The following is a 14,876-nucleotide window of genomic DNA, read 5'->3' on the forward strand; positions in this document are numbered from 1 at the left end:
CTATTCAATTCCTTGTCATGAATCTAGATACATTTTATTGCCATTTGAACGAATATGAGCTTCAATAATATCGCCTTTGTTTAAGGCTCTATATTTAGTTAAATTGTTTTTGTTAACAAAAAATGTGTAATTTAAAGTGCGGTCACATACTTCAATAATTGCATATGGCTTGTCTTTAGGCTCTTTTTTAATTATTATCTCAATAGCAGTACTAAAGCTACCCTGCATTTTTAGTAAGTCAGATAGTCTATATTTATATTTTTTTTCGTATTGCACTGTTTTATAGGCATTATAGATATTTCCAAGCAGTTCAATTTCATTTCTTGATTCTTCTTCTAAATTAAATTTAGATTGCATCTCAATGTTCTCTGAAGCTTTTTTATAGCCTTCAAAGTCTAAATTGTTAGCTATGTCAGCAAATGAATTAGCACCCTTGCTAAGCAGGTTGTATTCCTCTTGCATAAGCAAATCTACGCCACCAATATAGTCTTGGTAACCAAAACTACGAAATACATTTGCTCTAATTAGTGTGCTTATCATCGAATTTTTTATGCCCGCAAATCTTAGGCGTAGCAAGATTTCAAAAAGTGATAAATCTTTATATTGTCCATTTTCTTTAATATCTAGAGCAATTTTTTTAATGCTCTCAGCTCCTAAACCTTTGATCATATTAAAAGGAAGATAAATATCACCATTATCAACTATGGCTGAGTTAGTAAAATGAATAATGCTTGGTGAGTAAACACTAAAATTCATGTTTTTTAATTCATTAACAAACGAAGCAATCTTATTTTGATCACCATATGAGTTAGAAATAAGTGCACTAAAGTAAACCTGTGGATATCTGGCTTTATAGTAAGCCATTTTCATTGTTAAGTAAGCATATGATACAGCATGCGATTTATTAAATCCATATTGAGCAAACTTCTCAATTTTGTCATAAATTTTAGTTAATGATTCAATACTGAAATTATTTCTAAGTCCGCCTTCAAAAAAAGTGTTTCTATATTTATGTAGCTCTGCTTCATTTTTCTTGCTTATTGCTCTTCTTAGTAAATCAGCTTGTGCAAAAGACATTTTTGCAACAGCTTGAGCTATTTCCATTATTTGCTCTTGATAAATGATAATACCGTATGTTGGGGCAACAATTTCATCATAGACTGGATCTATTTTTTCAATTAATTTTGGATTTTTTCTATTATTTGCATAGTCTTTAATATATTCCTTTGGCCCAGGTCTATAAAGAGAAATAATAGCAAAAAGGTCTTCAAAACTCTGGATGCCAACTTTTTTAATTGTGCTTTTCATGCCAGAAGATTCAATTTGAAAAAGTCCTTCAGTGTTGCCATTATTAAGTAAGTTTATGGCCATTGGGTCTTGCAACTCTAAGTCATTTTCATAGACTAATTCGTCAAAAAGCTTTAGCTTGCTAATTCTTTTTTCAATATGCTTGATTTCTGTTAAAGTCTTAAGCCCTAGTAAGTCAATTTTTAGCAAGCCAAAGTCTTCTACAAATTCCATCGGCACTTGCACTTGCAAGAATGAATAAGCATTTTCAAACACTGGAACATATTCATTTAGATCTTTATCAGAAATAATTAAACCAGCTGCATGAATTCCATATTGACGAGGAAGTCCTTGCAATTTTGAAACATGATTTATAAACTTTTCATAGTCTTTTAATGATGATACTTCTTTATTAAAAGTTAGATTTTTTGCAAATTCTTCTTCAATAGATGAATAATTTGCAAAAGCATTTATAGACTTACTTATTCTATTAACATCAGAAAGAGGTATATCAAGCATTCTTCCTACATCTCTTATAGCTTGTTTTGTTCCCATTGTTTGAAAAGTTGAAATAACAGCTACTTTACTTTTGCCATATTTATTTTGTAAATAGGCAAAAATTTCATCACGTCTGTCATCTTGAATATCAATATCAATGTCAGGTCATGAAACTTTATCAATATTTAAAAATCTTTCAAACAAAAGATTGTATTTTAGAGGATTAATTTTTGTAATGCCTAGTAAATAGCTAATCAATGAACCAGCAGCACTACCTCTACCTGGTCCAATTGATATGCCATTATTATCAGCATACTCGATCATATCTGAAATTATTAAAAAATAGTTAATAAAAACTAGTTTTTTAATCACTGAACATTCATAATTTATTCTGTCGTTAACAGCTGTTTTATAGGGTAATAAAGCTTTTTTGTGTTTCGCAAGTCCTTGCTTTATTTTTTCAATAAAAAGCTCATAGTTTTTTTCTTCACTTTCACAAAAAGAAGCTAATTTAAGTTCTTTTTTAGGAAAAGTCACATTGCAATTATCAACAATAAAATTAATTCTAGCTAAAAAGTCGGAATCAGTTGTATAGTCTTCAAAATAACTAAAATTATAATTAGCTTCTTTATTGTTTCCTAGCTTTAAGAGAATATTAAGTGTTTCGTTGTCCTCAACATCAATTAATTTGTTTTCTTTTACATAAATTGAGTTTGGAATTGAAGAATCAGGCGAAGAAATGTAGTAATTTTTATTATCAGAAAGCTTATGATGTTCATTTTTTGCATACAGTCCATTTGATGGGTGGTCAATAATGAAAAGGTTGTCACTAATAATGTCACTGAGCTTAATTTCTTCTCTAGATTTTTTTAAAATAAGTGAGTTAATTAGCTTAAAACCTTCATAATTTTTAGCAAGCAAAATAAATCTAGATTCTTCAACATCTAAATCAACTCCAATAATAGGTTTAATTTCATAAGCTGCACATTGTTTTAAAAATTCACCTAAAGCAAACATGTTATTATGGTCACTTAAAACAACAGCCCTTTTGCCATTTTCTTTAGATAGTCTAACTAAATCTTTTACTTTAATTAATGATTCTAAAAATGAATATTCAGTAGTGTTATATAAGTCTATAAATTCATTCATATGATTATTATATTTTATTAAGCAATTACAGAAAGCATCAGGGAGGATTATTTATTAAAAATAAATAATTTTGTTGATTTGCATAAATCAGAATTATTTTAATTTACTTAGGTTTGAAAATATGAAATTTTCCTAAAGAGACTATAAAACAGTCTCATCAGAATAACAGCATAATTATTTGGTACATTCAGTATTAAAAATATAAAATTATTTTTGTTAGAGGTTATTTATGAAGAGAAGTAAAAAGATTTTATTAACTACTGCTTTTGTTCCACTACTAAGCACTGCTTTAGCAGCAAAATGTGAGGATAAAGAAAATAATAGCAGCAATAAAAAACCACCTGCAGCAAAACCAAGCGATCCTGTGTTGCCTAAAAAACCAGGCGAATCGCAACCTGAGCCATCAAAGCCAGATGACACTACCAATAATAATGATGTTAATTTTAGCGATATAGAATCATTAAGCAAAAGTTTAAAAATAACAAATTATTCATACAGTAAACTAGATCCTAAGACGGCCTTAAGCGAGATATTAAAAGACGAAAGTATCTTTTTTAAAGATGTTTTCGGCGAAAAAGTCTTAGAGTTATATAATCTAAAAATTAGCTCAGAATCAGTTAAGTATGACTTTGATGAAGGCTTATTAATTAATCTCGCTATTAGTTTTACAAAGAAAAATGTTACAAAAACATTTGATTTTACAATTGCTGGATTCAAAAAGAAAGAACAAAATAGCAATAGCTCGAACAAGAAAGAGAATTACATAAGTGCTAAAGAGCCTGATGAAAAAATTAAGGGTTTATTCCCATCATTAATTGCGAGAATGCTTTTATATGTTGATAATCCAGAAAGATATAAGGATATTACAAGTAATAATAAAGTGAATTATGAAGCATTATTAAATGCTAATGGTAAATATTTTAGTACTAACACTACACCATTTGGTCCTGGAACTAAAGAAGCATTTTTTACATATAACGAGAATTTAAGAGAAGAGTATATTGACAAGATTGTTGCAGCTGGATATGACGATAGTGCAGGCACTTTACAATTAGAAGTTGAAATCAAAAACAATCCAGAGAAGAATAGCAACGAGCCATCAATAACCAAAACTTTTTCTTTTGCAGGCTTAAAAAAGGCAGATTTGCAAAATCCAACTAACAATGTAATTGGTTTTTCATTAACGCCTATGTCATTTAAAAATTTGCAAATCGTTAAAAGCATTTTATCTAAAAGGACTAAGGAAAGCATTAAAGCAGGAGAAAATATATTAAAAGATGTTGATGAAAATCAACAAAAATTCTTAAAACAAAAAATAGTAAGCGAGCTTAATGTCTATATAAGTGATAGCAATAAAGCTTATCAAGATGGCTTTAGCCAATCTGCAAAAGTGTTAGATTTGCCTTCATTAGGAAACAGTTTTGTACTATATCCATTTTTTACTTGGATAGGCACTGAATCTATATTTGATTTAAAACTAGAATTAGTAACTGGTGATACAGGTAAACTAAAGCTTTCATTTAATATTAAGTTGCCAGTTTTTGCACAAGGAATTGGAGATCTCAAGGATTATTCTAATTCAAATAACAAGCAGATATTGATCCCTGTTTTTACAGAAGCAAACATCGATCAGTTTACGTTTAAAAAATAAGCCAGAAACAGACAAAAAATTGAGCAAGGGCTCAATTTTTGTATTTTTTTTTCCAAAATTACTATAAAACAAGGGTATAAATAAAATTGCTGCATTATAGATATTGCATTAAACTATGATGAAGACTTTTCTAAACTTTTTAATATATTAGGCAACAATTGCTCTCAATCTTTTTTATGAATATCATTTATGTTTCAGCTCTCAGGGGTTATAAATAACTCGGTATTTTTTGACTTAGGATCTAGTTTTAGCAAGTTGATGTAGTCTAAAAAGACATTTTTATCATATTTTCTGTTGTTTTGCTCGCCATAATTGCCAGTAGCAGTGCTAGCCAGATTCCCACGAGTAGATTTACCAAAATCAAAAGTGTTTATATTGAAAACACTAAACTTTTCAGCTGATATTTTGGCTATAGGTTGTAGTAATTTATCTAAGTCTATATAACCTGTTCCAATTTCACTTTCTAAAAGATTGCTTTTTCTAAATTTTATTTTCTTTACAAAATCAAAAAATTCTTTAAAGCTCATTAATTTAGGCCTATAGGCAAAATTAATGTCTATAAAGTTAAGCAAATCTCCTGATTCATTTTGGTTATAGTCCGCAGTCACACTAATATCATTTAAATTATAAAGTTTGTTAAATTTGAATGTTAGTGCATTAACTTTTTTAGAATCAATAATAAGCGATTCTTTTTTGACATCAAAAATACCAAATTTTCTATGGTTATTTATTAGCGCGGCATTATTGTTTTCAGGCAATTTTTTAGCATACTCATATTCTTCAATATATACTACTCTTTCTGGCACATAATTTATTGGATAGAAGTCATAAATTTCATCGTATTTTTTGCAGCCAGTATTGACTTCTGTACGTGGCCTCGTAGATTTTTCGCGCTCCACAAACGATTCAAGCTTAACTGAATTATCATAGACATATTTTGAGAGAAAAGCAGATAAATTCTTAAAACTGCTGTTTTTTAAGTTAGGCAAATCGTTTTTAATTTCTTCATCTCAAAGTTGCTTCATATATTTAATACCACTAAAGTATATAATGTTACCAGGAGTTAATGCTGTATATGTAAGTTTTGGATTGTATTCCTTAACAACTTTTGAATTATCAATTTCTTTTAAATAAAACCAATCATATAAGTTTATCGTGTAAATTAGGTATGAAATATATTCATTTTCTATCCCTGGAATTTCTTGATTTGCAGCATATGTAAAATTATTAATTAATTTAACAAAATTGTAGAAAACTTCTTTAAATCTATCTTTGAACTCTGACTCGGCATTAAATGAATTATATTTTCTTCCCAATATTTCTATAGTATTAGTTGATTCTAAAGTCTGTAGAATCTTTTTCTCATATAATTTAAAATCAAACAATTTAGACTGACTTTCAAAACTTTCTTCAGTGGAACTAATATAATAATCCTCGCATGATATAGTTGATATTGAAAAAAGCACTGACATAGTTATTGCACCAAGGCAGGAAGAAATATTGGCCTTTTTGCTTAACGAAAATCGCTGTAACTTTCTAGCCATACATTCTCCTTGAGGTGTTCTCAATATCTTTGTTTAATTTGTGGTATGTATTTTTTTCAATCATCCCTTAGATTTATTGTATAAATTTACAACAAAAGTTATCTTAAACTTTTTAATATATTAGGCAACAATTCATCTCAATCTTTTTTAGAGATTTGATTTATGTCTCAACTATCAGGGGTTATAAACAACTCAGTGTTTTTTGTATTAGGGTCTAATTTAAGTAAGTTAATGTAATCTAAGAAAATATTTTTTATATATTTACCATTGTTTATTTGGCCATAGCCCCCTTCAGCATTACTATTCATATTGCCATAAGCAGACTTACCAAAATCATAAGTGTTTATTTTCAAAACACTAAACTTGTCCGCTTTTAACTTGTTTATAGGTTCTAACAGTTTGTCTAAATCAATATAACCTATTCCAATTTCACTTTCTAAAAGATTACTTTTTCTAGATTTTATTTTCTTTATAAAATTAAAAAATTCCCTAAAGCTCATTAATTTAGGTCTATAGGCAAAATCAATGTCTATATAGTTCAGTAAATCACTAGATTCATTTCCGTTGTATGAAGCAACTACACTAATATCAGCAAAATTATAGAGTTTATTAAATTTGAATGTCAGAGCATTTATTTTTTCAGAATCAATAATAAGAGATTCTTTCTTAACATCAAAAATGCCAAATTTCCTGTGATTATTTATTAGAAAAGTATTATTAATTTTAGGCAACTTTTTAGCGTATTCATATTTATCAATAAAGAAATTTAATGGATCATAATTTCGTGAGCTAAAATCATAGTTTTCATATGTTTCCTCATTGTTGTCCTCTGTATACATAGTATTTCTTATAGTTCTTTCACGCTCTACAAATGTTTCAAGTTTAACTAAATTTTCATAAACATCTTTTGAGAGAAAAGCTGATAAATTTTTAAAATTGTTGGTTCTTAAATTGGTTGAATCATTTTTAAACTTTTCATCTCAAAGGTGCTTCATATATTTAAGTCCTCTAAAATATCGAATGTTGCCTGGTGTTAAAGCTGTGTATGTTTGTTTTTGATTATATTCATTTACAATTTTTGAATCATTAATTTTCTTTGAATAAAATGAGTTGTAACAGTCTATTGTATAAATTAGGTATGAAATGTATTCATTTTCAATATTTGGGATCTCCATATTTGCTGCATAGATATAACTGTTAATTAATTTAACAAAGTTGTAAAAAACATCTGTAAATCTTTTTTTGAATGCAGGATTGTCATCAAAGGTCTTATATTTATTTGTGTGACTTAATAATTTTAAGCTTTCAGTGGATCCTAAAATTTGATTAATTTTAGCTTCATACAATTTAAAGTCAAATAGTTTAAACTGTTTTTCAAATTTTCTTTCAGCATCAGTACTATAGCGTGCACCACATGATGCAGTCGGTAATGAAGAAAGAAGAGCTATAGACATTAATCCCAAGGAGACTAAAACTCTGCTGGTTTTACTTCGTATAAATCTGTGTAACTTTCTAGTCATACATTCTCCTTAAGATGCTCTCAGTATTTTTGTTTAATTTGTGGTATATATTTCTTATATGGCTGCAAAGCAGGATGAGTTGCATCATAATATGAACTATTTGCATCGTTATTATCTAAGGTAATGTTATTTTTGTGTATTATATATTCTCAAAAAAGCTTTAAATATTCTTCTAATTCAGAATATCTTATATAAATTTCATAACTATCAATAGCTATAGGATAAGGTTTAAAAGCAAAGATGCGTTGAACACCAGTATTAGGTTCAGTACTATAAATATATTCTTTCTTTTCAATTTGATTCAAAACCTAAATTTATAAATGATTCTAATTCAGTATCTATGGAATAAAAAGGAGTCTTAATAATATTTCAGCTTGCATCATTTAACTTTTTATATTTTATAGCACCCAATAAATCTGGTAGCCATTTATTTCTAAATCAACTTACGAATGGATTATTATCTAAAATATGTAACTGCCAATATTCAGAAAAAGATTTTTTATGCTTCCAAACAAACGTTGTGGTTCAATATCTTCATTGCACTGGGAAAGTTTCTTTATAGTAAAGTTGTCTTACATTTTTACTTGTTATAAAGTTCTTCCCAAGTTCATGTGGGCGAGTTATTTTAATTTTTTCGCTTTCTTGGATGCTTCTCATTTTAAAATATTTGGGAATCCCAAAACCAGTTTTATTTTTAGACCTATTGGATCTTCAGTATTCATATTCAGAAGACATTTCATCAAAACCAAATTCATTCAATTTTGTTGCCTTGGTGGATGAATAATTAGATGAGCTAGCAAGCAATAACTTAACCTTGGCAATGGATAATTCTTTATTTAATTCACCTTGAAGACGTGATACAAGTCCTGTTATTAATGGAGCAGCCTTACTTGTTCCATTAAAGTTAAATAGATAAGTCATTTTATTTCTAAACTCTTCTGAATCTTTAGTTGATTCAATGTAGTTTTTAATTTTGTAATAATCACGTTTATAATAGTTATTTTTTGTTAGTTCTTCACTATCATTCTTGAGTGTGTCTCCAAATGCAGAAACAAGTGGATAAGTGCCATAATTATCTTTTGCATATGAGCTAAATGTAGTTGCAACATTCCTTCAATTTACTGAACCAACTGAAATAATTCCATCATGATAGTGCAAACTCTGTCAACTTGATAAACCGTTAAACAACTTTTTCTTTCTTATCTCTAGATCTGCAAAATCCTCGAAATTAAAGGTTTTTAATCAACCGGTTTGCTCATTGAATTTTCAATTCAGGTCACCGAGAGCATTATCTAAAATGCGTTGAATCTTGTTCACTAAATTTATGTTGCTATCTCTATCATTTTTATTTGGTCAGTATTTTTCAGAAAAACTCATTACAGAATTAAAAAATGACTTGAATGTTTCATAAATTTTGCTAGCGGACAAATTTCCGTTTTTCATAAACTCTGTCTTATTTAAAAAATCATTGCCAATTACTATTTTTGATAATTCATCATTATCATTTCCACTAGATTGAATTATTTTAATATCATTTTCAAGAGCAAATTGACCTATAGCTGCATATTGCTCCACAATATCGCTTACATTATAAATATTCTTGTTATCCTCATATGTGAAATATAAAATTGCTTTTGCTAATTGTGAAAAGAAATATTTGTATTTATAAATATCATTAATTGACATTGTACTTCCAGCATCAGCATCAACATATACATTGCTTGATATATGGGAATTAGAATTGGTAGTTTTTCTACCAACTTGATCAAATATACTCATTGGGCCTAAACTCATATTTATGAGTTTTACGCCATACTTGTAATATAAATTCTTGACAGCATTAACAGTGTCAACATTATTTAACGATGTGTAATAAATTGATGCGTTTTGATTAATTCCAAAGTCTGTACCTATTATTGATGTTACTGCATATCCATGATTGCTATAGGACTTTTCATTATTAGATTTAGTAGAATGTGTTTTTATAAATTGAAATTGATCATTTTGAGAAAGTAAATAATTGCTATCAAAGTCACTTACTTCCACAATTCCAACTTTATTGTACTTGCTAGATGAGTAATTAGTAGGTCTTCTGTCTCTACCACGAACCCCTAGTTTATTATAGTAAGGGACATACATTCTAATTAATTGCTTATAATCACTCTCATCAATAGATATAGAGCTATCTTTGTTTAACTTAACTTTATCATCAACAATTTTCAAAAGCCCAGAAACAGAAAAATTGGGGCGATGTATATTGGGCTTAAAATTAACTTATTCAACTTATTCATAGTACTAACATAATTATAATAATATTAATAAGTATGCAAATTTATGAGTGGAAGACGATTGCCTTTATCTATTGGGAACTAAAACTGTTAAAGAAAAAGCACTAGAATTAATCTAGTCAATTTCTCAATTTTGTATTTATCATATGCAGTTAGCTTCCTATAACCACTATATATTTTCTTGCATTATATGCAATAAATTTTTTCAATCTTGTTCAGAAACATTGTTTAAATTTCAACTGTCCGGTGTAAGTAATAGTTGAGTGTTCATAGTTTTGGTGTCTTGATTTAACAATCCAAGATAATCTATAAAAATATTTAACTTATTTATATAACTTTCCCAATCGAAAAATTCATCATATGGTCTATTGAACTTCCGGAGTTCTAAAGGTTTTCCAAAATCTGAAGTTTCTATTGATAGAACTATAGGTTTGCTTGGATCTATGCCACTTATGTTTTTAAAAAGTTCATCCAGGTCAACAAAACCATAGGAAATTTTATCTTTTGAAAGATTTTTGCTACTAAAACTAGTTCGTTTTTTAAAATTAATAAATTCCTTAAAGCTCATTAATTTATGCCTATAAGAAAAATTAATACTTATGTCATTAACTGGTGTTTCAGAGCCTGAGTTATATTTTATTGCATTAACACTAATATCATTTATTGAATAAGTGTTATTAAATTTAAATGTCAAAGCGTTTATGTTTTTTGAATCAATTATTAAAGTTTCCTTTTTATCATCAAAAACGCCAAACTTTCGATACTTATTTATTACAGAATAGTTGTTTATTGTTGCAAGGAGTTCAAGATTCTTTTTATCATTGTAAACGTTAAAAGCATTGTTTTCAACTTTTATATTTTTCCCAGCATTTATAATTGCTTTGTCATCGGGCTTAACAGAGCAATCTATTGTGTCTATGTATTGATTGAGACGTGAATATAACTTAAGCAAATTTTTGTGAATATCATTAAGCATAAGATAAGACAAATTTTGCCAGCAATTGTTATCAGCATTATTTTTGATTGCTGATTCTCTCATTGACAATTCTTTTGCATATTTAATGCCATCAAAGTAAGATAAATTGTCAAGAGTTAAAGTTTTATGAACATTTTTTGAATCATATTCTTTTGCAATTTTTGACTCTTCAATTTAATTTGAATAAAACAAATATCTGTTTTCGCCAGTATAGTACAAGTATGAAATGTATTCGTTTTCAATTCCTGGAAACTCATAATTTGGTGCATAAGTAAAACTAGATATTAGCTTAAGAAATTCACCAATTTTCTCTTTGACTTCAGGGCTATATTCCAAAACTCATTTATCACCCAAACTAAATACTTGTATTCTGTTATCAATAATCTTTCTGATTTTGCTCTCAAAAATATCAGTATTTAAATAAATAGAGAGTTCTCTTTCATTATAGGTTCTGTAAAACATCCCACAAGATGATGAAACAAACACTGGAATACTTATAGCAAAAGGCAATGTTGATTTTATCAAAAAGGAACTGGCTCAACTTCCACTACATTTGCATAGTTTTTTATTCATACATTTTCCTTTAAATTTAAGTTTATTATCTACAACTAACAAAACAGCAGAAATAGAAAAAATAGAGTCTGTATATATGACTTAAAATTAACTTATTTGTCTTATTCATAGCGCTAAAATTATAATTACATTAATAAATTTTTTAATTTATGAGTGGAATAAGTTAGTGCATTTAATTATGATATTGAAAATATAAACTATGATTTATAAATAAAAAAGTACTAGAAATAATCTAGTCACTTCTTCGATTTCTAAACAGGCCAATTTTAATAAATTTCATTTTTTAGCTAAGATCAGGAACAACAATAGGATATTTAATTTTGTCCATATTACTATTCATAAACCTCATTGCAGCATCGTAAATTAGCGGCGGTATGAATTGTTCCTTTTCGTCTGTGCAAACTTCAAAATAAGTATCAAACGCATCAGGTCTCATTGCAAACATTATAGAGCAGCTTGCTTTTCTGAATGATTCTATTGTTTCTTCAGTGTATATTGATGCATCCCTATTAACTTGATTGAATAAATCCATTAGTGTTTGTGATTCATCATTTATGTGCACTAGCATAGATGAAAAGAAGTAAACTATGTCTGCATTAGCAAAAAACACAAATGCTCTATCAGACTTAGCAAAAGTTGCTTTATGTTCTAATATATTATCGTCTTTTATAACAAAAGTTGCTTTATCGTTGGTTTTAAGTTTATAGATTTTACCGATATTTATTTTTCCCATACTTGGATTATATTCTAATTGTTCAAAGTTAAATAATACTAAAATAGAATGGCAAAATACATTCGCAATGTATATTGCTTATAAATAATTAAGAGTATCATTTTTCTAATTATTATTTTGATAATTACAAATGCTAATGATACATATATTTTAGATGCTATATTATACTTACAATGCTATAAAACAGACTTGTATGCAAAATAGTTGCCTTATATTGATAACGGCATAAATGCATAGATACTAACAATATTCTTGCTTTTCTAACATTAAGCAATTTATGTTGATATATTTATAAATAAATATATTAAAATTTATAAACTATGAATAAAAAATACGATGCTATTGTTATTGGTGGAGGTCATGCTGGTCTAGAAGCTGCATTTGCAATTTCACACAAAGGCCGCAACACACTTTTATTAACTTTTAACTCTAAAAAATTAGGAATGATGCCATGTAATCCATCAATTGGTGGGCCTGCTAAAGGAATTATAACTAGAGAAATTGATGCTTTAGGCGGAATGCAGGGGCTATGAGCTGACTTAGCAACTATTCAGCTTAAGATGCTTAATCTTTCAAAAGGCCCTGCAGTTAGAGCGTTAAGAGCGCAAATTGATAAAGAAAAGTATTCACAGCTCGCCTATGAATATGTTTTAAAGCAACCTAATTTAGAGTTATTAGAAGGTGTAGCAGAAGAAGTTATAGTTGATGAAAATGGCTATTTTAAAGGCGTTTTAGTTGAAAATATTGGTTTAATAGAAGCCAAAGTTTGTGTTATAACAACAGGCACATATATGAACTCTAGAATTCTAAGAGGCCAAGATATTACAACAAGTGGGCCTGATAATGAAAAAACAACACCTAAATTAAGTGCATCATTAGCAAAATTAGGCTTTACATTGCAAAGACTTAAAACTGGAACTCCGCCTAGAATTTATTCTGATTCAATAAACTTTGATGAAGTTGAGCAAGAGGTATTAAGCGACGTTAATATTTCTTTTTCATCACGTTCAAATTTAAAAAAGCCTAAACAAATAGCATGTTATTTAACTTATACAACCCCTGAAACTCATAGAATTATTGAAGAAAATATTCATCGCTCTCCTATGTATTCAGGAGTAATTGAAGGAATAGGGCCAAGATATTGTCCTTCTGTTGAAGATAAAATTGTGAAGTTTCCTGATAAAGAAAGGCATCAAATTTTCTTCGAACCCGAAACAGCGGATGGAGCAATTACGCATGTAAATGGCTTATCTACATCTATGCCAATTGATGTTCAAGAGCTAATGATTAAGTCAATTCCAGGATTAAGAAATGCTAAAGTGCAAAAATGAGCATATGCAATTGAATATGACGCACTAGATCCATTACAACTTAAAGAATCTTTAGAAACTAAACTTGTGCACAATCTTTTTACAGCTGGCCAAATTAATGGAACTAGTGGTTATGAAGAAGCAGCTGCACAAGGGCTTATAGCTGGTATTAATGCAGCTCTAAAATTAGAAGACAAAGATCCAATTGTGATTTTAAGAAATCATGGATATATTGGTGTTTTGATTGACGATTTGGTAACTAAAGGCACCAAAGAACCTTATAGAATGTTAACTTCTAGAGCTGAATATAGATTATTATTAAGAAATGACAATGCAGATGACAGATTAAGCGAATATGCCTATAATTCAGGAATGATCAGCAAAGAAGAGTATCAAAAAGTTTTAGATAAATATAAGTTAATTGACGATGAAATTCAAAGATTAAACACAACATATTTATCTGGTAAAAGCGATGTAGCATTAAAATACAACATTACAAATGGCTCAACATTATTAAACGTTATTTCTAGACCTGATGTAGACCCAAGCGACATTATTCCAAACTTTCCTTATTTAGAAGAAATAACTACAATGGTGCGTTTACATGGTTATATTGAAAAGCAAAAATCAGATGCAAATAAGGCTGTAAGGTTGGAAAATTTAAAAATTCCTGAAGATTTAAATTACCTTGATGTTAAAAATATTGCTATCGAAGCTAGACAAAAGTTTGAAAAAATTAGGCCAGCTACAATTGGTCAAGCTAGCAGAATAAGTGGAATAAATCCTGCTGATATTCAAATGTTAATGTTTCATTTAGAATCAAGAAACAAGAAAAATTATGACCAAAATTAAAATAGTTGCTGTTGGTTCACTTAGTCCTAAATTCAAAAGTTTAGATGAGGAATATGCTAAGCAAGTAGGTCACTTTTGCTCCTTATCATTGTCCGAACTTAAAGAATTTAGTGAAGAGAAAAATATCGAAGTTAAAAAAGAAAAAGAAACCAAATTAATTTTAGATGCCTTAATGCCTAATTCTAAAGTGATTTTGCTTTCATTAAAGGGCAAGCAAATTGATTCAATTGCCTTTTCTAAATTAATCGAAATGAACACAAACCAGAGTTTTACCTTTATAATTGGTGGCTCTGATGGAGTATGTGAAGAGCATTTTGAAAGCGCACAAAAGTTATCTTTTTCGCAAATGACATTTCCACACCAATTATTTAGAATCATGTTAATTGAACAAATATATAGAGCTTTTATGATTTTAAATAATAGTAAGTATCATAAATAATTTGCCTGTTTTATAGGCTTATAAGTAAATTGTTCTTAAACAATAGGAGGCTGTTA

The 14,876-nt window shown here is 28.6% G+C and carries 7 protein-coding genes and 2 pseudogenes; 3 read left to right on the forward strand and 6 right to left on the reverse strand.

Annotated features, from left to right (window positions below):
- On the reverse strand, window positions 1-2,934 hold the full coding sequence (locus MAG_RS00830; protein ID WP_011949346.1) for a DNA polymerase III subunit alpha: 2,934 nt from the start codon (window positions 2,932-2,934) through the stop codon (window positions 1-3).
- A gap of 229 nt (window positions 2,935-3,163) precedes the next feature.
- Here MAG_RS00830 and MAG_RS00835 point away from each other — a divergent pair, with 229 nt between their 5' ends.
- On the forward strand, window positions 3,164-4,585 hold the full coding sequence (locus MAG_RS00835; protein WP_011949347.1) for an LppA family lipoprotein: 1,422 nt from the start codon (window positions 3,164-3,166) through the stop codon (window positions 4,583-4,585).
- A gap of 113 nt (window positions 4,586-4,698) precedes the next feature.
- Here MAG_RS00835 and MAG_RS00840 read toward each other — a convergent pair whose 3' ends face one another.
- From MAG_RS00840 to MAG_RS00860, 5 genes and pseudogenes are all read right to left on the reverse strand, one after another.
- Window positions 4,699-6,129 (reverse strand): Mbov_0186 family lipoprotein, encoded by a 1,431-nt coding sequence (locus MAG_RS00840; RefSeq protein WP_011949348.1) that lies wholly within the window; start codon window positions 6,127-6,129, stop codon window positions 4,699-4,701.
- A gap of 98 nt (window positions 6,130-6,227) precedes the next feature.
- A complete protein-coding gene (locus tag MAG_RS00845) occupies window positions 6,228-7,649 on the reverse strand; it encodes an Mbov_0186 family lipoprotein (protein WP_011949349.1) in 1,422 nt (473 codons plus the stop codon).
- Window positions 7,598-9,940 (reverse strand): annotated as a pseudogene (locus tag MAG_RS00850) (S8 family serine peptidase). Before MAG_RS00850 ends, MAG_RS00845 begins: the two are co-directional and overlap by 52 nt.
- Window positions 9,941-10,106: 166 nt before the next feature.
- A pseudogene (locus tag MAG_RS04235) lies at window positions 10,107-11,438 on the reverse strand (Mbov_0186 family lipoprotein).
- Between the two features lie 331 nt (window positions 11,439-11,769).
- Entirely contained in the window at window positions 11,770-12,219 is a 450-nt protein-coding gene (locus tag MAG_RS00860; RefSeq protein WP_011949353.1) for a hypothetical protein, read from the reverse strand.
- A 320-nt stretch (window positions 12,220-12,539) separates the two neighbouring features.
- Between MAG_RS00860 and mnmG the strand changes: the two genes are divergently transcribed.
- Together mnmG and MAG_RS00870 are read left to right on the forward strand one after the other, a co-directional pair.
- Entirely contained in the window at window positions 12,540-14,381 is a 1,842-nt protein-coding gene (mnmG, locus tag MAG_RS00865; protein WP_011949354.1) for a tRNA uridine-5-carboxymethylaminomethyl(34) synthesis enzyme MnmG, read from the forward strand.
- Complete coding sequence (locus tag MAG_RS00870) at window positions 14,368-14,820, forward strand: 23S rRNA (pseudouridine(1915)-N(3))-methyltransferase RlmH (protein WP_011949355.1); 453 nt, start codon at window positions 14,368-14,370, stop codon at window positions 14,818-14,820. Before mnmG ends, MAG_RS00870 begins: the two co-directional genes overlap by 14 nt.
- Window positions 14,821-14,876: the final 56 nt, after the last annotated feature.

This window comes from Mycoplasmopsis agalactiae PG2, from assembly GCF_000063605.1.
GTDB classification, from domain to species: Bacteria; Bacillota_I; Bacilli_A; order Mycoplasmatales; family Metamycoplasmataceae; genus Mycoplasmopsis; species Mycoplasmopsis agalactiae.